General features: G+C 54.9%; 22 protein-coding genes and 1 other RNA gene. 10 read left to right on the forward strand and 13 right to left on the reverse strand.

Annotated features, from left to right (window positions below; genetic code table 11):
* Nucleotides 1-7 precede the first annotated feature (7 nt).
* From mraY to rsmI, 9 genes are all read right to left on the reverse strand, one after another.
* Nucleotides 8-1,093 carry a phospho-N-acetylmuramoyl-pentapeptide-transferase gene (gene mraY, locus ACCI51_RS08800; protein WP_299582675.1) on the reverse strand — a complete coding sequence of 362 codons (1,086 nt, stop codon included), beginning with the start codon at nt 1,091-1,093 and terminating at the stop codon, nt 8-10.
* Nucleotides 1,093-2,472: a UDP-N-acetylmuramoyl-tripeptide--D-alanyl-D-alanine ligase gene (locus ACCI51_RS08805; protein WP_371843323.1), complete on the reverse strand. Its 1,380-nt coding sequence runs from the start codon at nt 2,470-2,472 to the stop codon at nt 1,093-1,095. The genes mraY and ACCI51_RS08805 overlap by 1 nt, the downstream gene beginning before the upstream one ends.
* The gene (locus tag ACCI51_RS08810) at nt 2,469-3,998 is read right to left on the reverse strand and encodes a UDP-N-acetylmuramoyl-L-alanyl-D-glutamate--2,6-diaminopimelate ligase (protein ID WP_371843324.1); all 1,530 of its coding nucleotides are present in this window, start codon (nt 3,996-3,998) and stop codon (nt 2,469-2,471) included. Before ACCI51_RS08810 ends, ACCI51_RS08805 begins: the two co-directional genes overlap by 4 nt.
* Complete coding sequence (locus ACCI51_RS08815; protein WP_371843325.1) at nt 3,995-5,755, reverse strand: peptidoglycan D,D-transpeptidase FtsI family protein; 1,761 nt, start codon at nt 5,753-5,755, stop codon at nt 3,995-3,997. Before ACCI51_RS08815 ends, ACCI51_RS08810 begins: the two co-directional genes overlap by 4 nt.
* A 181-nt stretch (nt 5,756-5,936) precedes the next feature.
* Nucleotides 5,937-6,212 (reverse strand): cell division protein FtsL, encoded by a 276-nt coding sequence (gene ftsL / locus ACCI51_RS08820; protein WP_299582664.1) that lies wholly within the window; start codon nt 6,210-6,212, stop codon nt 5,937-5,939.
* A 4-nt stretch (nt 6,213-6,216) separates the two neighbouring features.
* Nucleotides 6,217-7,149, reverse strand: a complete 933-nt coding sequence (gene rsmH, locus ACCI51_RS08825) for a 16S rRNA (cytosine(1402)-N(4))-methyltransferase RsmH (protein WP_371843326.1) — start codon at nt 7,147-7,149, stop codon at nt 6,217-6,219.
* A gap of 11 nt (nt 7,150-7,160) precedes the next feature.
* A complete protein-coding gene (gene mraZ, locus ACCI51_RS08830) occupies nt 7,161-7,604 on the reverse strand; it encodes a division/cell wall cluster transcriptional repressor MraZ (RefSeq protein ID WP_371843375.1) in 444 nt (147 codons plus the stop codon).
* A 485-nt stretch (nt 7,605-8,089) separates the two neighbouring features.
* Nucleotides 8,090-8,443, reverse strand: an RNA gene (gene rnpB, locus ACCI51_RS08835) — RNase P RNA component class A.
* 69 nt (nt 8,444-8,512) lie between these two features.
* Nucleotides 8,513-9,355 (reverse strand): 16S rRNA (cytidine(1402)-2'-O)-methyltransferase, encoded by an 843-nt coding sequence (rsmI, locus tag ACCI51_RS08840; RefSeq protein ID WP_371843327.1) that lies wholly within the window; start codon nt 9,353-9,355, stop codon nt 8,513-8,515.
* Between the two features lie 39 nt (nt 9,356-9,394).
* Between rsmI and ACCI51_RS08845 the strand changes: the two genes are divergently transcribed.
* From ACCI51_RS08845 to ACCI51_RS08860, 4 genes are all read left to right on the forward strand, one after another.
* Complete coding sequence (locus ACCI51_RS08845) at nt 9,395-11,308, forward strand: penicillin-binding protein activator (RefSeq protein WP_371843328.1); 1,914 nt, start codon at nt 9,395-9,397, stop codon at nt 11,306-11,308.
* Complete coding sequence (locus ACCI51_RS08850) at nt 11,295-11,657, forward strand: YraN family protein (protein WP_299582652.1); 363 nt, start codon at nt 11,295-11,297, stop codon at nt 11,655-11,657. The genes ACCI51_RS08845 and ACCI51_RS08850 overlap by 14 nt, the downstream gene beginning before the upstream one ends.
* A gap of 64 nt (nt 11,658-11,721) precedes the next feature.
* Nucleotides 11,722-12,312: an SIS domain-containing protein gene (locus ACCI51_RS08855; protein ID WP_299582649.1), complete on the forward strand. Its 591-nt coding sequence runs from the start codon at nt 11,722-11,724 to the stop codon at nt 12,310-12,312.
* Nucleotides 12,313-12,315: 3 nt separating this feature from the next.
* Nucleotides 12,316-12,906 (forward strand): BON domain-containing protein, encoded by a 591-nt coding sequence (locus tag ACCI51_RS08860; RefSeq protein ID WP_299582646.1) that lies wholly within the window; start codon nt 12,316-12,318, stop codon nt 12,904-12,906.
* 104 nt (nt 12,907-13,010) lie between these two features.
* Here ACCI51_RS08860 and ACCI51_RS08865 read toward each other — a convergent pair whose 3' ends face one another.
* On the reverse strand, nt 13,011-14,201 hold the full coding sequence (locus ACCI51_RS08865; protein WP_299582643.1) for a thiolase family protein: 1,191 nt from the start codon (nt 14,199-14,201) through the stop codon (nt 13,011-13,013).
* 180 nt (nt 14,202-14,381) lie between these two features.
* On the opposite strand from ACCI51_RS08865, the gene ACCI51_RS08870 reads away from it, so the two are divergent.
* Nucleotides 14,382-14,978, forward strand: a complete 597-nt coding sequence (locus ACCI51_RS08870) for a LemA family protein (protein WP_371843329.1) — start codon at nt 14,382-14,384, stop codon at nt 14,976-14,978.
* 3 nt (nt 14,979-14,981) lie between these two features.
* The gene (locus tag ACCI51_RS08875) at nt 14,982-16,871 is read left to right on the forward strand and encodes a M48 family metallopeptidase (protein ID WP_371843330.1); all 1,890 of its coding nucleotides are present in this window, start codon (nt 14,982-14,984) and stop codon (nt 16,869-16,871) included.
* A 28-nt stretch (nt 16,872-16,899) separates the two neighbouring features.
* On the opposite strand, the gene ACCI51_RS08880 is transcribed toward ACCI51_RS08875, so the two are convergent.
* From ACCI51_RS08880 to ACCI51_RS08890, 3 genes are all read right to left on the reverse strand, one after another.
* The gene (locus ACCI51_RS08880; RefSeq protein WP_299582634.1) at nt 16,900-17,523 is read right to left on the reverse strand and encodes a Yip1 family protein; all 624 of its coding nucleotides are present in this window, start codon (nt 17,521-17,523) and stop codon (nt 16,900-16,902) included.
* 369 nt (nt 17,524-17,892) lie between these two features.
* Entirely contained in the window at nt 17,893-18,081 is a 189-nt protein-coding gene (locus ACCI51_RS08885; RefSeq protein WP_299582631.1) for a PLDc N-terminal domain-containing protein, read from the reverse strand.
* 35 nt (nt 18,082-18,116) lie between these two features.
* The gene (locus ACCI51_RS08890) at nt 18,117-18,296 is read right to left on the reverse strand and encodes a DUF1328 domain-containing protein (protein WP_371843331.1); all 180 of its coding nucleotides are present in this window, start codon (nt 18,294-18,296) and stop codon (nt 18,117-18,119) included.
* A gap of 430 nt (nt 18,297-18,726) precedes the next feature.
* Here ACCI51_RS08890 and ACCI51_RS08895 point away from each other — a divergent pair, with 430 nt between their 5' ends.
* The 4 genes from ACCI51_RS08895 (at nt 18,727) to ACCI51_RS08910 (ending at nt 22,329) form a co-directional block, all read left to right on the forward strand.
* The gene (locus ACCI51_RS08895) at nt 18,727-18,918 is read left to right on the forward strand and encodes a hypothetical protein (protein ID WP_299582625.1); all 192 of its coding nucleotides are present in this window, start codon (nt 18,727-18,729) and stop codon (nt 18,916-18,918) included.
* 345 nt (nt 18,919-19,263) lie between these two features.
* Nucleotides 19,264-20,607 carry a sigma-54-dependent transcriptional regulator gene (locus ACCI51_RS08900; protein WP_371843332.1) on the forward strand — a complete coding sequence of 448 codons (1,344 nt, stop codon included), beginning with the start codon at nt 19,264-19,266 and terminating at the stop codon, nt 20,605-20,607.
* Nucleotides 20,604-20,795, forward strand: a complete 192-nt coding sequence (locus tag ACCI51_RS08905; protein ID WP_299582619.1) for a hypothetical protein — start codon at nt 20,604-20,606, stop codon at nt 20,793-20,795. Before ACCI51_RS08900 ends, ACCI51_RS08905 begins: the two co-directional genes overlap by 4 nt.
* Nucleotides 20,782-22,329, forward strand: a complete 1,548-nt coding sequence (locus tag ACCI51_RS08910; RefSeq protein ID WP_371843333.1) for a sensor histidine kinase — start codon at nt 20,782-20,784, stop codon at nt 22,327-22,329. Before ACCI51_RS08905 ends, ACCI51_RS08910 begins: the two co-directional genes overlap by 14 nt.
* The last annotated feature ends 11 nt before the right edge of the window (nt 22,330-22,340 follow it).

A 22,340-nucleotide genomic window follows, 5' to 3' on the forward strand; every position in this document is an offset into this window, starting at 1 on the left:
TGTATTTTTATCGAAGTTTCAGTGTTGCCAATCCGGCTAAAACCAGAATGACCGTAATAATCCAGAAACGCACAATCACGCGCGGTTCAGGCCACCCTTTTAATTCAAAATGGTGATGTAGTGGTGCCATACGGAAGATACGTTTGCCGGTCAACTTGAATGAGGCCACCTGCAAAATTACCGATACCGTCTCCATCACGAACACCCCGCCCATGATAAACAGCACAATTTCGTGACGAGTAATCACCGCGATGATGCCGAGTGCCGCGCCCAGCGCCAGGGCACCTACATCCCCCATAAACACCTGAGCAGGGTAGGTGTTAAACCATAGAAACCCGAGGCCGGCGCCACACAATGCCGCGCAAAAAACGGCCAGTTCACCGGCGCCGGGGATCGAGGGAATGTGCAGGTAATCGGCAAACTCAGCATGTCCTGACAAGTAAGCGATAACCCCCAGGGCTCCTCCCACCATCACCGTGGGCATAATCGCCAAGCCATCGAGACCATCGGTGAGATTTACGGCATTACTCGATCCCACTACTACAAAATAGGTCAATAAAATAAAAGTGACCGGCCCCAGATTAATGGCGACATCCTTAAAGAAGGGCACAAAAAACTGAGTCTCCGCCGGGCTCGTCGCGCTCATAAACAAATAAATTGCCGCGCCCAGGCCGGCAATGGATTGCCAAAAATATTTCCAGCGCGCGATCAAGCCGCGGGGATTTTTGTGTACGACCTTTTTATAGTCATCGACAAATCCAACGGCACCGAAGACAAAAGTCACCAACAGGGTAACCCACACATAACGATTGCCAAGATCCGACCACAGCAGCGCCGAGGCAAAGATCGAGGCAAGAATCAAGGTGCCGCCCATCGTGGGAGTACCGGACTTACTCAGGTGAGTTTGTGGACCATCGTCGCGGATCGCCTGCCCAACCTGCAAACGGTTCAACCAGGTGATCATGCGCGGCCCAACGATCAGGGAAATACCCAGGGCCGTCAGGGCTGCCAGAATGGCGCGCATGGTTAAATAGTTGAACACCGAAAAGGTGCTCACATGTTGTTGTAATAATTCCGCCAGCCAAAGCAGCATTACTTCTCCCCTCTGCTGTTGCCAAGCAGGGCCTCAGCGACCAGTTCCATACGGGCACTGCGAGAACCCTTCACCAAAATGGTGGTATTGTTATCCAGTTCGTGAGTCAGAGCTGCGATAAGCGGCTCCCTGTTCCGGTAATTTCGCAAGGACTCACTGCTCCCCTGATTAAACGCCAAGCTGGCAGCGGCACCCAACGGTCCCAGAGTAAATAGCGCATCGAGCCCGCGCTCCCGCGCCAGGTCTCCGACACTGCGGTGCATCTCCTCAGCATCTGGGCCAAGCTCAGCCATATCCCCCAGCACCAGGATTTTCTTACCCGAGCGCTGCGCCAGCAGTTCAATAGCAGCCCCGACCGAACCCGGGTTCGCGTTATAGCTATCATCAATGACAGTGGCCCCGGCGATGCCGCGCTGTTCCTGCAGGCGGCCGTCTACGCCCTTCAAAGTACTGAGCCCCTGGACAATTTCTGCTGCAGACAAACCAGCAGCAAAAGCACAGGCCGCGGCTACCAGCGCGTTGTGCACATTGTGTTCACCGAGTAACTGTAATTGCAGCGGGTGCGCAAGTCCTTCGATAACCAGGTCGAACGCGGCACATCCGGTTTTATCCAGAACAATATTATCCGCATAAATTTCACACTGGCTGGCCAGGCCTACTTCCAGGGTTTCTACGCCTTCAGGCATCCGCCCCCGCCAATAATCGGCATAATTATCGTCGGCATTAATAATTGCCGTACCGCCAATATCCAGACTGGTGTAAATCTGCCCCTTTGCCTTCGCAATTGCATCAATAGAGCCAAAGCCCTCTACATGGGCAGGCATTACATTATTAACGGCGCTGACCTGCGGCTTCCCAATACTGCACAAGTAGGCAATGTCGTCCGGCCCGTTGGCCCCCATTTCAAGAATCAATACATCGTGCTTTCTGGAAAGACTGAAGAGCGTTAGGGGCAGACCGAATTGATTATTCAGGTTGCCCCTGGTCACACAGGGTGTGTGGCTAAGGGAAAAAATCGCCGACAACATTTCCTTGACCGTTGTTTTGCCACAAGAGCCGGTAATGGCAATAACCGGCCCGCTGAATTGCTCGCGACACAGCAGACCAATTTGGCCGAGCGCCACGGTAGTGTCTTCCACCCGCCATTGGGGCAATCCGCAGTTCGGCACTTCCCGATCAACCACCAAACCCAGTACCTGGCCATCCAGCTCACCGACAAAATCGTGAGCATCGAAGTTATCGCCCACCAGGGCGACAAACAGGGCCTGGGGACTCAGCTTGCGAGTGTCGCTACACACCTCGGAAAACTCGACAGAACCATTCACCAGTTCGCCGCCAAAGCGCTTCTGCAACTGTTGTAGAGTCAGCGACCCAATCACTCAGTTTCCCCCTCTACACCTTCGGTCTGGGCGGATTTGCCCGTGCGCCGGCGAAGCGCCGCTGCAGCTTGTTCACGATCGCAAAAGTGAATTTTTTCGCTACCGATAATCTGATAATCCTCATGGCCCTTGCCAGCAATCAATACGATGTCGCCCGGCTGCGCCGCAGCTACCGCTCGATCAATGGCCTTGGCCCTATCAATTTCCACTTCAATATTGCTCGCGGCGCCCTCAAGGATATCGTCAATAATTTTTTGCGGTTCCTCGCTGCGCGGGTTATCACTGGTTACGATGGCGCGATCGGCCATTTCGGAGGCTATGCGCCCCATGGAAGCGCGTTTACCGGTATCGCGATCGCCACCGCAACCGAACACACACCACAAATTGCCACGGCAATAAGGGCGCGCAGCGGCGAGTGCAGCGCGCAGCGCGTCCGGGGTATGAGCGTAATCGACCAGTACGCCCACTTCGTCAGCATCCTCAACCTGCACCCGCTCCATACGACCAGGCACCGCCTGAATAGAGGGGAAAGCCGCAAGAATTTCTGCAAACGGCATCCCCGCAGAACCCGCTGCAGCCACTACGGCAAGAGCGTTATATATATTGAAATCGCCAATCAGTGACGCGTTGAGTTCTCCACTTCCCCATGGGGAGCTGAGCTGCACAGAAAACCCTTTTTCGTGGCGACGCAAATCCGTCACATGCAGGTCACCCGCCTGCAGACCATAAGTCAGTACACGCAGCCCGCGTAACCTACAGCGTTCAGCCAACTGCGCACCGAATGGATCATCCAAATTAATAATGCTGCGCTTTAATTTCGGCAAGCCAAAAAGTTTCTCTTTGGCCGCGCCATAGGCCGCCATATTGCCGTGATAATCGAGATGATCGCGGGACAAATTGGTGAAAATTGCCGTATCGAAAATAAGGCCATGCACCCGCCCCTGAGACAGGGAGTGGGAGGAGACTTCCATCGCCGCCGCGCCCACATCGCGATCGCGAAAATCGGCAAAATCCTTCTGCAAGCGCACCGGATCCGGCGTAGTGAGCCCAGTTTCCTGCAGCTCAATCACGCCATTATTCCAAATGCCATTACCAATGGTGCCAATCAGTGCGGCACTACCAAAATGCTGGGCGAGTAGTTGGGAAGTGAGATAGGCGCAGGTGGTTTTACCATTCGTGCCAGTCACCCCCACCAGATGCATTTTTCCACTGGGATTACCGTGGAAGCGCGCGGCAATCTCCCCCACACGCTTGGCGAGCCCCGGCACAGTGACCACTAGAATATCTCGGTATTCTTTACTCTCCAGCTTATCCCCATCGGCCAGTACCGCTGCAGCACCAGCATCGATAGCCGCATCAATATAGGCCCGCCCATCTACAACTGAGCCACGCAACGCCATAAAAACATCGCCCGCCGCCACTTGGCGGCTGTCGAGCGCCACTCCACTGACCGGCACATCGGGAATACCCGCATAGCCGGGCACCAGCTCCTGCAGGGAAATAAATAATTGTTCGCGCTGAGTCACGACTTTGAACCCCTTTCGCTTAACTGCGCGGCCAGCTGCCGCTCCGCCGACGACTTACGCTCCGGCGGTACCTGCAGCAGGCGCATGGCCCCAGTCATCACAGCGCCAAATACCGGCGCGGCCACTTCACCACCGTAATATTTCGCCTGACTGGGATCGTCTATTACTACAACCGCGGCGAGGCGCGGCTTATCTGCGGGGATAAAACCCGCGAATACTGAGCGGTAGCGATTATCGGCATAACCACCACGGCCAACCTTGTGTACTGTGCCGGTCTTTCCCGCCACCCGATAACCCTCAACCGCCGCAAGGCGGCCGGTACCACGACTGCCAATGACCGTCTCCAGCATGGCGCTCACCTGCTTAGCGAGGGGTCCTTCGACCACGCGCGCCGCTTCAGCGTCCGTTTTGTCACCGGATAAAACCAGAGACACCGGGCGTTTGAGCCCGCTGTTGGCCAGTACACTGTAAGCCTGGGCCAGTTGCACCGCATTCACTGTTAAACCGTAGCCGAAGGCAAAATTGGCCCGCTCGATTGGATGCCAGCGACTGCGGCTGGGAAGGATTCCCGGGGTCTCTCCAGGGAAGCCACTACCAATCGCCTCTCCCAGCCCCAGGCGGTAAAAGAGTTCCCGTAACGTATTTGGTTCCAAATCCAGGGCAATTTTTGTAATACCCACCTGGCTCGACTTGGTAATAATGCTGGTCAAATCCAGCTTGCCGTAGTTAACCGGATCCACCAGGGTTTTGCCGGGCACACGGATATAACCCGGACTGGTATCAATTTGGGTGTAGGGTTTGTAGCGCCCGCTCTCAAGGGCGGCCAGTACTGTCAGGGGTTTCACCGTAGAGCCGGGCTCAAACTGATCGATCAGGGCGCGGTTGCGCATTGCCGCGGCCTTCACTCCCTTGCGATTATTGGGATTAAAAGAAGGTTGATTGGCCATCGCCAGGACATCGCCACTGCGGGTATCCAAAATAACCATAAACCCGGAGGCTGCACCGTTTTCCGCCACGGCACGTTTCAACTCCCGATAGGCGAGGTATTGCAGGCGCATATCAATCGACAGGCGCAGCTCTTGCCCCGGCTGGGCCTCCCGCCGAATAGCCAGCTCCTGCACCGTACGGCCTTTCAGGTCCTTGACCACCTGCTGGGCTCCAGGCTCACCGGAGAGCCAGCTGTCATAGGCGAGTTCAATACCCTCCTGCCCCCGATCATCGATATTGGTAAATCCCAGTAGCTGCGCAACCACTTCTCCGGCAGGGTAAAAACGGCGGTATTCCTTTTTACTGTAAACGCCGGCCAAATCGAGAGACAACACCTGCTCCGCCTGCTCGGGCGTCAGGTGGCGCTGCAGGTACATAAATTCTTTATTGCGGTATTTTTCCAGGCGAGCAGACAACGCTCCCGGCTTTATCTGCAGAGCCCGTGCAAGTTCGCTTACCTGGGCAGGACTGCTTTCACGCAGCAGCTTGGGGTTGGCCCAAAGGCTGTGTACAGGGGTGCTCACCGCCAACAGCTCGCCATTGCGATCGACAATGGAGCCTCGGTAAGCCGCTATCTCCTCAGTGCGGATGGTACGCGCGCGCCCCTGGTCCTGCAGAAAACGGTAACCCCGCTCTGCTGCGGGCACGACCTGTAGACGCGCCAGGTGCAACACCAACGCCAGGGCGAGCAGACACAACAGGGCCGCCACCAGCACAAAGCGCCAGCGAGCGATTCCCGGTTGAGTTTGCTTTTTCTTTACTGCGCCCATAATTTTCCAATTGGCGTTATATTTTCATCCTGAGGACAAACCTCTTCGCGGGAGCATTCGACCACCACCCCCGATTGCGCATCGGCACATAAAATTTTTATGGTTATTTTGCCGCGATTAGATAGAAATCCATTCGCGCCTATAAATACAGAAGCGCAGTGTAAACCCCTGCGCTAAAGCATCACTCTGCCGGAACCAGCACCTGCTCCGAGGGGCTCGGCATATGCATTTTTAACCCTTCTCGCGCCACCTTCTCCACACGGCTGTAGGCAGACCAGGCGCCTCGCTCCAACAACAAGCGCTCCTGTTCATAGCGCAACTCATCGCGGGCCTTTTGTGCCCTACCTAATTCGGCGGTCAACTCCCGATTGCGCTGAGTCGAATACACCACCGCCAAAGCCGAGGCAATTGCAGCGACCCAAAGTGCGGCCAAGGCCAATAGCGATCTAGTGGACACCAGATCAACTCCCGCCCAATTTTTCCGCAACCCGCATTACGGCACTGCGCGAGCGCAAATTTTCATCGATTTCCACGGTATTGGCTTTCACCGCTTTACCCAGTGAACGCAGGGTTTTAATAATTTCGCTATCCATCACCGGAAGCCCGCGAGGCAGCTTTGGCCCGCGCTCTTTGTCGCGGATAAAGCGCTTAACCATGCGATCCTCCAGGGAGTGGAAGCTGATAATGACCAACCGCCCTCCAGGTGCCAGCAACTGCAGAGACTTTTCCAGTGCATTGTGCAGATCATCCAGCTCGCCATTCACGTGAATGCGAATTGCCTGAAAGACCCTGGTAGCGGGATGCTTGCCCTTCTCCCAAGCCGGGTTGGCCGCCTTGACCACCTCGGCCAAATCCAGAGTGCGCGCAAATGGTGTTTCCACTCGGCGGCGCCCAATCGCAGCGGCAATACGTCGGGCAAAGCGCTCCTCACCGTATTCTTTAAATACCCGCACCATCTCGGCCTCGGCTTCGGTATTGACCCACTGGGCGGCACTGATACCTCGACTGGTATCCATGCGCATATCCAATGGCCCATCCTGCATAAAACTAAAGCCGCGTTCGGCCTGGTCCAGCTGAGGTGAGGAAACCCCCAAGTCCAGCAGGATGCCACTGACCTTGCCGGCCCGTTCGGCTACGGCGAGATCCATATCGGCAAAAGAACCGTGCCAAATCGAAAAACGCGCCTCACCAGCAAAACGCTCGTGCGCGTAGTCAATCGCCTGGGGGTCTTTATCCACCGCCAGCAGATGCCCGTTAGGGTCTAGCTGTTCGAGGATCGCGGCACTGTGTCCACCGCGCCCGAAGGTTCCGTCCACATAGAAACCCTCTGGATCAATCACCAAAGCGTCCACGGCCTCACGCAGCAACACACTGCGATGCAATTCTTGAGACACCCGGTGTGCTCCTATAAAGAGAGGGAAGCCATTTCCTCAGGCATTCCCTCCTCGTCTTCACTGTCATCGAGCCAGGACATCCAGCGTTCCTCGCTCCAAAGTTCTAATTTCTTACCCTGCCCCACGAGCATCAATTTTTTCTCCAACCCCGCGTACTCACGTAGGGTGGGGGGAATCAGCACACGGCCATTAGCATCGACTTGAAGCTCACAGGCGTAGCCAATCAGTAACCGCTGGGCACGCCGTGCCACCTTGTTAAAACTGGGGAGAGCCTCCACCTTCGGTAGGATTTGCTGCCATTGAGGCGCCGGATATACCAGCAAGCAGCGCTCTTCCGTATGGGCAGTCACCACCAGACAACCGGCACACTCATCCAGCAAGTGGTCGCGGACCCTCGCCGGAATCGCCAGACGCCCCTTGGCGTCCATATTGATTGCATGGCTACCCAGATACACTTTGTGATATAGCTCGCTTGTTTCGCACTTGTCGCGGCAGGCCTTATTTTGGCGGGCCGATAGCAGGAAAAATTCAAACTTTACCCGCGCGGTGTAAATACCCACTCACCCGCAACGAATAAACCACAAAGTTCCACGATTTTCCACTTTTCCCCACCTTCGACACTATAAAACTGGTCGACACAAAGTCAAGGAAATCGACCGCAAAGTCCCCATAAACCCCAGTAAATTCGCGGTCTGCAGCCCAGATGGAAGCAATGACATAAAAATCACTCCCACAACCCAGCCAAATAGTGCGAGCGCTCACTCACAAAATAATCGATCATCTTAAACTAGCCGCCACTGTGCCGATGCCTGCGCCAACGACAAAAGCCCAAACTTCCTCACTAAATCGCAATGGGGATTCGCGCCAACCAACCAGCGCCAAACTGGGGGCCAAACTGGGGGCCAAAACAAAAAGCCCGGCGGATGCCGGGCTTTAGAATTGTGTGAGCTGGCCTGTAAGCCGGGTTCTGTCGAGGACAATCATTCATCTGGGATGCCTGTCGCCAGACACCTCAAGCGACCTACCCGCCCTCAGTGCGGGTCACACCTATTGAGGGCCTATTTGGTCTTGCTCCGAACGGGGTTTACCATGCCGCGAACTGTTGCCAGCCGCGCGGTGCGCTCTTACCGCACCCTTTCACCCTTACCTGTGCCCGCAAGCGGGCCATCGGCGGTCTACTCTCTGCTGCACTTTCCGTAGGCTCGCGCCCCCCAGGCGTTACCTGGCGTTCCACCCTATGGAGCCCGGACTTTCCTCCATCGCACAAGGCGACAGCGATTGCCCGGCCAGCTCGCGGCGAAGAGTAATGAGGCGACAGCTGGATTGCAACAGCGATTTCCCCACAAAGCGAAAAGATTGCGCCTTATTTCTGTTCCAGGCTCCAGTTATACAGAACCTTCTTGTTCACCCCTGTGATCTCAGCGGCAATAGCGGCGGCCTTTTTGGGTGGCAGCTCGGCCAGCAACAGAGACATTACCCGCTGCGCCTCACCATCCAGCTCTGTGTCGCGACGGCGCTCGGCACCGCGCACCAGCAAGACAATCTCACCGCGCTGCTGATTGCTATCGGAGCGCACCCAGCTCACCAGCTCACCCAGGGGTAGTAACTGGAAAGTTTCGAACGCCTTGCTCACTTCCCGCGCGATGACCGCCTCGCGTTCGGCGCCGAAAACCTCTGCCATAGCCTGCAAAGTATCGGCCACCCTGTGCGGGGCCTCGTAGAAGACCAGAGTACGGGTATCCCCCGCCAGCTCCTGCAGTGCCCGCTCCCGCGGGCCGGTCTTGGCGGGCAGGAAACCTTCAAAGCTGAATCGATCACTGGGCAATCCCGCCGCACTCAGTGCCGCCACGAAGGCACAGGCTCCGGGAATCGGCACTACGCGGATGCCCCGTTCACGCGCCTCGCGCACCAGGCGGTAGCCGGGATCAGAAATCAGTGGCGTGCCCGCATCGGAGATCAGCGCCACCGTTTGCCCCTGCTCCAAACGCTGCAGGATCTGGTTGGTGCGCTTGTCGTCGGAGTGATCGTGGTACGCCATCAGAGGCGTATCGATATTGAAATGAGAAAAGAGTCTCTGACTGTGACGTGTGTCCTCTGCCGCAACCAGATCGGCACATTGTAGAACTTCAATGGCTCGCGGTACCATATCGGCCAAATTACCGATGGGCGTAGCGACAATATAAAGTAGCGCCTGATCCGGCCCCATAGCTGTTCACTCCAAATATAAATTTTGCGGGAGAAGAATATGTCCGCCTCTTCCCGGCGTACCTCTACTGTGATAACCAGTGTGGCAACCGCCACACTGGCACTGGCACTGGCTGCCTGCCAGACTCCGGCCTCACGACCAGGGGGCTACCAGCCAACACATCCGGCCAGCCACCAAGCCAGCCGCAGTGATGCCGTGCGCCTGCTGCGCAGGGCAGACACCCTGCCGACACCCGCACGTGATCAACAGCGCCTGCAAGCGGCGGCCATTCTATACGAGCTGGGCGACAAAGAGACGGCCAAAGAAGCTGTTACCAAAATTATTCCCGAGCAGCTCGATAACACCCTCTTTGCCAACTACGCCCAGGTGTACGGCAGCCTTCTAGTCGATGATGACGATTTCTTTGAGGCCCTAGATCTGGCGACTTCACCCCGCCTCGAGGGTGTCTGGCCGCAACTGCCGCGCGACACAGCGCTGCCACTGCGCAACCTGCGCGCCGATCTCTGGGGGCTCTTGGGCAACCTGGACAGCGCCATCAGTGAGCGCCGCGAGATTTCCTACCTGACCCAGTCCGACAAGACCATTACCGAAAACAACAACGGTTTTTGGCAACTGCTGACTCAACTCCCCTCCAGCGAACTCCAGCAGCGCGCCAACACCAGCAGTGACACACAGATGCGCGGCTGGTACCAGCTGGCTCTGCTGGGGCGCGACACCCAGGCCGATATCAGCTCGCAGCTCTCTGCCCTAAGCCGCTGGCGCGAACGCTGGCCAGCCCACAGCGCCAATACCCATCCACCTCAAGCGCTGCAGCTGCTCGAGCGCTTGGCGGATCAACGCGCCAATAATATCGCCCTGCTGCTACCACTCAGCGGATCACTCGGCAGCGCCGGTCGCGCAATTCGCGACGGCTTTATGGCGGCCCACTACACCGCCCTGACAGCCGGTGCCGCAACGCCAAAAGTAATGGTGTACGACACCGGCACCGAGCAGCCTTTCGAGGAAATCTACCAAGCCGCGGTGGATGCGGGGGCCCAAACCATTATCGGCCCTCTCGACAAAAGCAAGGTCGCCAACCTGTTGGCCACCGAAAAGCTGCCCGTACCCACACTCGCCCTGAACTACGGCGACCAGGGCCGCCTCACTGGCGATCTGGTTCAGTTCGGCCTGGCCATTGAGGATGAAGCGCGCCAGATCGCCCAACACGCCTACCGCCAAGGCCACCGCCAAGCCATGATCCTGACCAGCGATAGCAGCTGGGGGCAACGCGGTGCCGAGACTTTTGTGGAAGCTTGGCAACAACTCGGCGGCTCGGTGAGCATCAACAAAACTTTCACGAAAAGCAGTAAGTTTTCCAATCTGATTAGTAATGCTTTACTGATCCCCGACAGCAACGCGCGCAAGAAAACGCTGCAGGGCCGCCTGTCCGCACCGCTGGAGTTCACTCCGCGCCGGCGCGACGATGTGGATATGATCTTTGTCGCCGCCCTACCGCAGCAGGCCCGACAGATTAACCCCATGCTGACTTACTACTACGCCAATGACCTGCCAATTTACGCGACCTCACACGTATTCGCCGGCAAAGCTAACCCAAACCGCGATCGCGACCTCAATGGAGTACGATTTACCGCTCTGCCCTGGCTGTTTGAAGACAATGCGACCAAACAGGAGATCGAACAGCAGGCGGCCCCACCACCGGCTTTTGCGCGCCTTTACGCCCTCGGCGCCGATGCGTTCCGCCTCTATCCGCGCCTGCCCATGTTGCGCCAATTCCCCGCACAAAAGATGCACGGCCTCACCGGCGCGCTGAGTCTAAGTGCGGATGGCCGCATAGTGCGCGAACAGATGTGGGCGCAAATTGAAAAGGGGATACCCGTCCCGGTAACCACTATGGAGCCCCACTTTCCCACACAACAACCCAGCCTGCAGCCCGGCGAAAGTGAAGCTTTTTAAGGGCTCCGCGGGGAGCGTCGGCGCCCAGATGGAGGAGGCCGCAGCACACTATTTACAGTGTGCTGGACTCTCTTTGATCGAACGAAATTACCGCAGTCGTCACGGAGAGATAGACCTAATCGCTCGCGAAAGCGATACTGTAGTGTTTGTGGAGGTGCGCTTTCGCCGCAACAATCGCTTCGGCGGCGCCGGGGCCAGTGTGGATATCCGCAAGCAACAGAAGCTGCTCGCCACCGCCCAAAACTATTTGCAACAACACAAACTGGACTGTCCATGCCGCTTCGATGTCCTTGCCATAGAGGGCGATGCGCAAAACATTCAGTGGATAAAGAACGCCTTCGAAGCTTGAGGCAAAACCGAGATTTACCTTGCCAAGTTATGGCGAACTGCAGTTCGCCTGTATTAAGGACACAATGGAACAGCGAGTCGTAACCCTTTTTCACCACAGCCTGGAAGCCACCATGAACGCCGGTGAAATACTGGCGCCCCTGATTGCGGAAGCCAGTGAAATGGTGGTGCACACACTGCTGGCAGAGAGCAAAGTGTTGCTCTGCGGCAATGGGGTCAGCGGTGCCCTGGCACAGAGTTTCTGCTCGCAACTGACTGGCGGCTTTCAGCGGGAGCGCCCCGGGCTGCCCGCCATGGCGCTCAACAGCGACGGGGTCTCGATGGGCACAGTGGCACAGAATCACGGCAGTGCGGATACCTTTGCCCATCCGGTGCGCGCCCTGGGCCAACCCGGCGACCTTCTGGTAATTATTAGCAGCGACGGCCGCGATTCCAATTTGGTACAAGCCATGCGCGCTGCGCGGGATCGCGATATGGGCATACTGGCATTGACCGGCGGCGACGGCGGCGACTGCGCAGCCCTAATCGATACACACGATATTGAACTGCGCGTACCATCTGATGTCGCAGCTGAAGTACACCAGGTACACCTTCTGACTATTTTTTGCCTGTGTGACTTAATCGACAGCAGCCTGTTTGGTGGCTACGAGGACTGAACAATGAAAAATAACCGACTTTCCCTGGGAAAACGTCTTCTCTCTGCACTCGCCGCAACCGCGCTTCTGAGCGGCTGCAGCACCGTTATGGAGGCCACGCACGATGGCCCCATTCAGCAAGACCCGGGCAAGCGCTCACTGGGCACTTATATCGATGACGAGAGAATCGAAACCATAGTTACGGTCAATATCAATAAAGCACACCCGGACCTGAAGGCATCGAATATCGATATCACCTCCTTCAATGGTGTGGTACTGCTTACCGGACAGGTGCCCGATCAGGAATTGCGCCTGCTCGCCGGGCGCACCGCAAGCCAGGTGCAGAATGTGCGTCAGGTTTATAATGAAACCCAGGTGCGTGGCAAAGTCACCCTGCTCGCCTCCACCAGCGATACCTGGCTGACCACCAAGGTAAAAACCAACCTGCTCGCGCACAAGGAAATCGATGGTGCCCGCATCAAGGTTGTGACAGAAAACGGTGTGGTTTACCTGATGGGCCTGCTGACTCCGGCCGAAGCCGAACGCGCCGCGGACATCACCCGCTCTATTGGCGGAGTTCAAAAAGTGGTCAAGGCCGTAGAGTACATCAACTAAAACTGGAGCGTCGCCGCCGGGCTCAGATGCGACCCGGCGAGAATCGGCAACATAAAAAACGGAGGCTCAAGCCTCCGTTTTTTATGCAAAAGAGCCCGAGCTTTTTATACGCGCTCTATCGCTACCGCAGTGGCCTCACCACCACCGATACAGAGGCTCGCCACCCCTTTTTTCACATCGCGTTTTTCCATCGCCGCCAGCAGAGTAGTCAGGATTCGGGCACCACTGGCCCCGAGCGGATGCCCCAGTGCGCAGGCACCGCCATTGATATTGACCTTCTCCCAGGGCAGGTCCAGCTCGCGCATAGCCGCCATGGTCACCACAGCAAAGGCCTCGTTGATTTCAAACAGATCGACATCGCTAGCAGACCAGCCGCTACTCTCCAGCAACTTGTGCATGGCGCCTACGGGGGCGATGGTGAACCACTCGGGCTCGCGGGCAAACTGGGCCTGGGCCTTGATCACCGCCTGCACTTTAAGGCCGCGCTTCTCCGCCTCGCTTTTGCGCATCAACACCAAGGCCGCAGCGCCGTCGGAGATAGAGCTAGAGTTGGCCGCTGTCACGGTGCCATCTTTGCGGAAAGCTGGCTTTAGCTGGGGAATTTTGTCCGGGCGAGCATTGCCCGGCGCCTCATCGGTGCCAACCTGCACCTCGCCTTTGCGCGAAGTGATAGTGACCGGGGCGATTTCGCGCTCGAAGCCACCGCTCTCGATAGCCGCCTGGGCGCGGGCGAGAGATTCCAACGCGAAGGCATCCTGCTCCTCACGAGTGAAACCGTATTTTTCTGCCGTAGCCTCGGCAAAGGTCCCCATCAACTTGCCATCGGCCGCATTCTCCAAGCCATCGAGGAACATAGAGTCCTTGATCTCACCGTGTCCGAGACGCATGCCGGAGCGGGCCTTGGGTATCAGATACGGAGCGTTGCTCATACTCTCCATACCCCCAGCGACGATAATTTTCCCCTCGCCCAGCAGCAGGGCGTCTCGGGCCATCATCACGGTCTTCATACCGGAGCCACAGACTTTATTCACCGTGGTAGCAGGTGTGCCCTCGGGAATGCCCGCCGTCAGTGCCGCCTGGCGTGCAGGAGCCTGACCAACACCAGCCGGGAGCACACAGCCCATCAGTACTTCATCGACATCGGCCGGCGCCACGCCGGCGTCCTCCAGGGCTGCGCGAATCGCTGCGGCACCCAGCTGCGGTGCGCTCAGCGCCGACAGGCTGCCCTGCATAGCACCCATCGGGGTGCGTGCCATTCCAACGATCACTACCGGATCTGAGGTTACATCGCTCATTCTGTCTGCTCCCAATTCTGCGCCGCCATCATTGTTGTGGCGGCAATTGTTTTTAATGTCGCGCCATTATAGCCGAAGCGACCCTCCGCTTCGCCAGGGTCGCGCAGTGGTGCATCTCAATTGAAGCAAGGGCCGTGTTACTATCGACGCCAATCACATGAGAAAGTGGCGAGAGAGTATATGGAGATTTCGAGTATCGTCGTGTTGGTTGTTTTGGCCGCGCTACTGTTTTACGGAGTCGGCATCTACAACCGATTGGTCTCTCTGAAAAACCGCAATGAAAATGCCTTTGCGCAAATTGAAGTGCAACTAAAGCGCCGTCACGACCTGATTCCCAATCTGGTTGAAACTGCCAGGGGTTATTTGAAGCACGAAAGGGACACCTTGGAAGCCGTGGTCAGCGCGCGCAACACGGCCATCAGCGACCTAAAAGCCGCGGCGGCCAGCCCCTCCAATGCCGGCGCAATAGAAAGTCTCGGTCGCGCCGAAAGTGCTCTGAATAGTGCATTGGGTCGCTTCAGTGCTGTTATAGAAGCCTACCCGGACCTCAAGGCTAATCAAAACATGATGCAGCTGAGCGAGGAGCTGAGCAGCACCGAGAACAAGGTTGCCTTTGCCCGCCAGGCTTTCAACGACGCCATCACCAGTTACAACATTTACAAACAGAGCTTTCCCCCGGTTCTGCTCGCGGGATTCTTCGGTCACCGCACCGACGGCCGCCTGCTCGAGTTTGCCGACACCGAAGCCATCCAGGTAGCCCCGCGAATAGAGTTTTAAGCCATGAATTTCTTTGAGTACCAGGATAGAGCGAGGCGGAACAGCGGCTTGTTAATCGCTCTATTTTCTCTGGCGGTAGTCTTGCTGATTGGGTTGACCACCCTGATCGCCGCTGCCGCTGTGGCTTACTCCCGCGGCCAGTTTTTTTCTCCGCTGGACATTGAGCAACTGCTGGGCTGGCAAACGGTAGGCTCCATCGCCCTCACCATTACCATCATTGTAGGCCTGGGCAGCCTGTACAAACTGCACCAGCTCGACACTGGTGGCATTGCTGTGGCGGAATCGCTCGGCGGGCGCAAACTCAATATTGCCCCACAGAGTCCCGCGGAGCAGCGCGCTCTGAATGTGGTAGAGGAAATGGCGATCGCTTCGGGCACCCCGGTGCCGGATGTCTACCTGATCGAAGATCAGGCCATCAACGCCTTCGCCGCGGGCTACAAGCCCTCCGACGCGGTAATCGGTCTCACCCGAGGCTGTATCGAGAGGCTCAACCGAGATGAGCTGCAAGGCGTAGTGGCCCATGAATTTAGCCACATCCTCAATGGCGATACACGCCTGAACATTCGTATCGTTGGTTGGTTAAATGGGATATTGATCATCGGCCTGCTCGGTCACTGGCTGGTGCGCGGTATCTATCCGAACCGCAACAATCGCGGACGCGCCGTTTTATTTGGACTCGGCGTCGCCTTGATAGGAGTGGGTTACACCGGGACACTGCTGGGCAACCTGATCAAATCCGCCGTGAGCCGCCAGCGGGAGTTTCTCGCCGATGCCTCGGCCGTGCAATTCACCCGTAACAATTCGGGCATCGCCGGCGCACTGAAAAAAATTGGTGGCAGCAGCGCCGGTTCCAATCTGAGTAACGGCAGAGCAGCGGAATTCAGCCATATGTTTTTCGCCAGCGGTCTAAAGCGCTCGATTTTCAACCTCTTTTCCACGCACCCCCCGTTAACCGAGCGCATTTTGCGGCTCGACCCCACCTGGAACGGCCAGTACCCCAGCGGCGCCAGCCCAACCCCACAACTTCAGGGGAGAGAATCGAACCGGCCACAGGCGGCAGGTATCGCAGGGACTGCCTCATTTCAAATGGCTCTGGATGCGGTGGACAACAGTATTGCAAACCCCAGTGAACAACAGGTGCAATACGGCCGTCAGCTATTGCAATCCATCCCGGTCAGTCTCCAGCAAGCCGCACATGACCCCTTTATTGCGCGCGCCTTGGTTTATCACTTGTTATTACACAACCAAGCGCCTAAGCAGCGGGCCCAAATGGCACTTCTGAAAAAAATTGCCCACCCTGCCGTTGTGCGGGAAATGGACAAGCTGGCACCGCAAATAAAGGCCCTGCCCGACGATGCTCGCCTGCCACTGTTGGATCTCTGTATCCCTGCGCTCAAAGCGCTGGTTCCTCAGCAGTATCAAATATTCAAAAGAAACCTGATCAAGCTCTTGCGCAGTGATGAAATTATTGAGACCTGGGAGTGGGCACTGTACCGAGTACTAATGCACGCTCTGGAACAAACGCCCGATCGACAGCGCCTTTCCAATAAAAAAGGGGCCAGCAAGGATGCCTCCCGCTTTCTTCTCGCCGCTATCGCTCACGCGGGCAACAACCAGTACCTGCCGGCGAAGCGCGCCTACGAACAGGGCCTAAAGTTTTTATCCCTAGATGTAACGCCACTACCGAGCCGCAAAGACATCGGCCTGCAGCACCTCGATAAAGCCATCGCAATAGCCGGTCAAATGAAGCCGCTGGAAAAGCCCGCGCTCCTGAAGGCTATGGTTCATACCCTGAACCACAATGGCGTTATTAAAGCGGAGGAAATTGAATTGTTGCGCGCGGTGGCCGACAGCCTGGACTGCCCTATGCCGCCTTTGCTGCCGGTGAAATAACCAGCGGTGAAATCACGCATCAAATGCCTTAGTGAATATGGTGCTGGTAAATGGGGCCTATACCCACACTCCACAAAATTACAGAGGTAATAAGTACCGTCACCATCATGACCAAGGCGACGGTCAATACCGCACAAGCATAGAGAAATGCCCGGTCCTTATTCATATTCATTAAAATCGGAATGCCAGCAAACACCAGGTAAATAGAGTACATTCCGGCAATCCCCACTGAGGCCATGGTCAGCCAGGGATGGGGAAACAACACCACGATGCTGGCGAGAAAAATTGGCGTACTAATAAATACTGCAAGCGCTGTACCCTCATAATGCCTAGTGGGCTCATCGCCCTCCACCCCGTAAGATCTTGCCATCCAGTTAATAAACTCGCCCAGGCAATAAACGCCAACCAATAGCGCAAAGTAGGTAACGATAGACAAAACCGCTGCGCTCCCTGGGGTCAACCTTGCCAAGTGACCGCCCACCTCAAAACCTACACGGGTCACGCCAAAATAACCGGCGACTGTGGGTATCAACGCCAAAAATGGCACATGGGTCAGGAAAACCTGGAAGAAAGAGTGACGATCCGCCCGTATAGCTTTCCACTCTTTTTCCGGATTGGTCAGAATACCAATTGTGTGACTGAGTAACCGCACGCTAATGCTCCCTTTTATACCCTGCTTTGCAGTATCGGGGGCCGGCGCGGAATTAACCAATGCGAATAAGAAATTAAGCGCCACTTTCAAATCAGGTTGACTTATATCAAGCCTGGGCACACAGGCAGGTAGGCTCTGCAGGCGAATGCCTATGGGCTCTGGCTGCCACCCGGAAGCCTTGTCATCATCTTAACTGCGGGGTAGATCAGGGCCGATACCTCGCCACTCCGAGGATGAATATACGCCCAAATACCTAGGGAGATGCCACGGCGATTAGAGGATGAAAAGCGTCGCAGCTCTAGAAAGAGCTGCGACGCAGCAATAAGGTCCATCAAAACCTTCTGAAAAAACTACCAAAAGCCTCTAAAATTAAGCCCTGGCACTCTTGGGGCCCAAAAGGAACCATAAAATCAAACCGATCACCGGCAAAAACAAGACGAGTAGAATCCAGATCAACTTCGATCCCGTACTACTCCCCGACTGCACAATATTTAAAATGGCCCAAATATCAGCAACCAAAATCAGAAAACCTAATATGCCACCTACTTGAATATCCATGTTTCTTCCTTCTTTTTAATACTGGCAAAAACGAGTTAATCGGCCGGGGGTTCACGCTTCGTCATAAAATGTGCTGCCAGCGAAATTAGATACAGTAACGCAAATACCGCAAACAGCACCTTCGCAAAATCAAGAGAGCCGCTGGCAAAGCCAGAGAAACCTATAATCCCGGCAATAATTGACAGCACTAAAAAGGTATTAGCCCAAATGAGCATAGGAGACCTCTACTCTCTTTCTAGCAAACAATAAATTTATGACCTCAACTGGTAAAACACTCCACTCAACTTTTATAAAATTGAGCGTTCCTGTGTTTTAGTGAGCAGATTCAGCACCGCCCTCCTTTGACAATGGGTAATCTGCAATCCCCATGCCAACGAATTTCCAAGTATTTTTGCTAAATTTCGAAGGTTTTTTGTAGCTATTACAATTTCAAGCCCAATTGCCAGCCAATTTTTACAGTATGGGCAACTATTACCCACAGCCAAAACGAGAGAATCCAGCGCAACCGCGCAGAATCACTGCATCCCACAAAGTTGGCACACTCCTTGAATAACATTTTATGTAAATGCAGAAAATTGATTTTTTACAGAATAGTTTTCTAGCAATAAAGTTGAAATGTAACTACTAAGAATGAGGACTTACAAAATGACCAAGTTGACCCTGATTTTTTCAATCATGCTCTCCGTTTTTGCCCTGGCCGCTTGCGATATTAACGAAGGCCCTGCTGAGGAGCTGGGTGAGTCTGTAGATCAGACAGCCGATAAAATTGGCAACAGTGTTGAGGACGCCTGTGAAGAAGTAAAAGAAGGCGTGCAAGCTAAAGATACCAACTGCTAATCGATTGGTCTAAGTGGCGCTCGCCGACAAGCTATCGCTGTCGGCAGCCCCGCAATCCTTCCAGCACCCCTCCCTCAGGTTTTCGCTTAACCGCCAAGACATGTCATTGTTGGCACTGTAGTGCTTCACCGCAAAGTCTCAGAATACAAGCCCAATCCGATCAGAAATCCAAAAACTCGCTTTAAATAAAACTTCGAGCCCAGGGGTTGAGTTCGTAAATTTCATCCCAATCTAGACATTCCTCTCAAGATGACGATTTTTTGTATCAACTGCTTGCGGCACGCTCTGCAATCACCGCAAACTACGTTGCCTTTATTTAATCCCTAATCGATAGGAGTTGGGACTTTGCAACGGGTATTATTGGTAGATGACGACAAAGATTTCTCGAGCGCAGTTTCCCCCCTAATTGAAAATATGGGATTTGCGGTAGATGTGGCTGACAGGGTAAGCGAAGCCCGCAGTTACTTGGCCCGCAATCGCTACCACACGCTTTTGCTTGACCTAATGCTTCCTGAAGGCAGCGGCTTTGATGTGTTGGACGCCCTCCCCCTCGATCGAACCCCCGATAAAGTCGCTTTTGTCACTGGGCATAGCGCCATCAGATCCATGGTGGATCACCTGGCCGGTCCGAACATGACCTATCTGGTTAAACCGATTGAAATCCAGCAGCTGCAAGATTTGCTACTGCGGAAAAGGGAATCGGCACCGGCAACGTATGAACGGCATTTTGGTGTTTTAGTCGGTGAGTCTCCAGCCATGCAAGCTCTTTACGATATGATCGGCAAAGTTGCGCAAACCCAAGCCAATGTGCTGATCCAGGGAGAAAGTGGTACAGGTAAGGAGCTGGTCGCCCAGGCAATCCACAATGCTTCTGCCGCACAAGGCCCTCTCGTAGCAGCCAACTGCGGGGCCATCTCCGCGGAGTTGATCGGTAGCGAATTATTTGGTCACGAAAAGGGAGCTTTTACCGGTGCGGTAGCGCGTAAGCCCGGCCTGTTCGAGCGCGCCAATGAAGGCACCCTCTTCCTAGATGAAGTGACTGAAATGCCGATCGATCAGCAACCTAACCTACTGAGGGTGCTCGAGACCGGTAAGGTAACCAGGCTGGGGGGTACCACAGAGTTAGATGTCTCCTGCCGGGTAGTATCCGCAACCAACCGCAGCAATGAAAATATTGCCGATGGCGGCCATCTACGTGAGGATATCTATTTTCGCCTCGCGGTGTTCCCTTTGCAGCTGCCACCCTTGAGGGATCGAAAACAAGACATCCCCCTACTGGCCCAGTCATTTATCGATCAGATGAACGAAGAGTACGCAACCGCCTACGCTCTGGATGACAAAATATTGGCGTCGTTGCAGAGTTACGACTGGCCAGGCAACGTGCGAGAATTGCGCCATACCTTACACCGCGCATTTATTCTGTCTGACCGCAATCAGAATACCCTCAGTCTCCCTCCACAACTGGGCTCTCCTTTTGGGCGTTCCGCCACAACTACGGAACAGACACAGAGCTCAGACTCTTCCAGTAATCTACAGGCGGGCACGACCATCGAGGCCATGGAAAAACGCTTGATCGCGAATACCTTAGAAGCGGTAGATGGCAATAAGAAGCAAGCCGCCGATATGCTTGGGATTAGCTTAAAAACGCTTTACAACCGTCTCAATCAGTACAAGCAGAGTGAGTCATGACCAAACAAGATATTCATCACAAGCTGCGTAATTTGATGAACAACATTGCCATGAATGCGGAGCTGGCCAAACTGCAGATAAGCCAGCAAGCGCCTGCTGAAAAAATCCTGGTCAGCCTGGAAAAAGTCACCGAAAGCTGTCGAAGCTGCGCAGAGGTACTGGATAGTGAGCCGCATGATCATGGATAGCAAACCGTCCAAGCTGCGTTATTTCTGGTCGGCTTTGATCCTGGGACTATGCCTCCTTTTTGCAGCAAACAGCTATTATACCTACCGCAACCTGAATGAGCTCGGGGAAAATGCGGCACGCTCCGGTGAGATTAAAGATATCCTTCAGCTGGCCAGCGATACTTATTTTGCCGTGCATACCGCCGAACTCCAGTTGCGTGAATTCAAACAAAACGAAAATGCTGCAAACTTTACCAAGTATGAGGCCGCAGTTGCTCACGCCTCAGAACTGGTCAACGAACTGCAAGCTCAAAATACCAAAATCCCCAAGTCGGCATTTCGTTTTGACGAACTCGAGCGGCTGCTAAGCAGTCATTACCGAGCAATTGACACCGTGACGACGCCTGCTGATAGCAACCAAAGCTCACAGCTTGTAACAGATTTTAACGCCGCCCAAGATAAGCGCGAAGTGAAAAGTCTTGCGCGAACGATGGAGGCTAGCCACAAGACTCTGGAGATGCTCTCACAGTTTATCAGCACCATCGAAGAGGAAGAATTCCAGCACATTCAATCGCTAATGGATGATTCCGCCCTCCGACGCCGAGAGGTTACGCGTGCCGTTTTATTCGCCAACTGCCTGGGTATAGGCTTAATTTTGGTCATCGCCATGCTTACCAACCGGTCGATGCGGCAACAAAACGAATATGCACAACTTCTGGAACTGAGGGTCACGGAGCGAACCCAGGAATTGGAATTGTACTCACAGGAATTAACACGCAGTAACCGCGAGCTGCAAAACTTTGCTTTTGTCGCCTCCCATGACCTGCAAGAGCCGCTGCGCAAGATTCGTGCATTTGGCGACCGGCTAACGGCTCGGTATAGCGAAAAACTAGGCGACGGCAAGGACTATGTGGAGCGTATGCAAAGTGCTGCAAAAAGAATGTCCAAGCTGATTGAAGATCTGCTCGCCTTCTCCCGTGTTTCTACACGAACGACACCTTTTGAGACAGTCGACCTCAATCTTGTGGTCGAAGAAGTACTGGATGACCTACAAATTAAGCGCGAAGAAACCAACGCACAAATTGACGTTCAGCCTCTACCGACGATCCTTGCTGATCCGACGCAGATGGCCCAACTGTTTCTCAACTTGATCGGTAATGCGCTTAAATTTATCAAACCCGAATGCCCGCCAATTATTCGGATCCAATGTGAGAAAACAGAAATTTCCCATGTGGACACCAAGGTACCAGGCTATCGCATCACTGTTAGTGACAATGGAATTGGCTTTGACGAGCAGTTTGTCGACAAAGTGTTTTCAGCCTTTCAGCGATTGCATGGTCGCAATGAGTATGAAGGTACAGGTATTGGCCTTGCGATTTGTAGAAGAATACTGGAGCGCCACTGCGGCGAAATTCACGCTGCCAGCGCACCAGGTAAAGGGGCAACCTTTGAACTGCTGATACCGGAAAACCCGCCGGTACAAGTGGAATACAATGATTCTGAACCTCGCTTGCTCGATACGAGTGCGCAGTCACAGCAAGGTCTCAACCTTTAAGAGAACAATTT

The organism is Microbulbifer echini (assembly GCF_041447225.1).
Lineage (GTDB): Bacteria > Pseudomonadota > Gammaproteobacteria > Pseudomonadales > Cellvibrionaceae > Microbulbifer > Microbulbifer echini.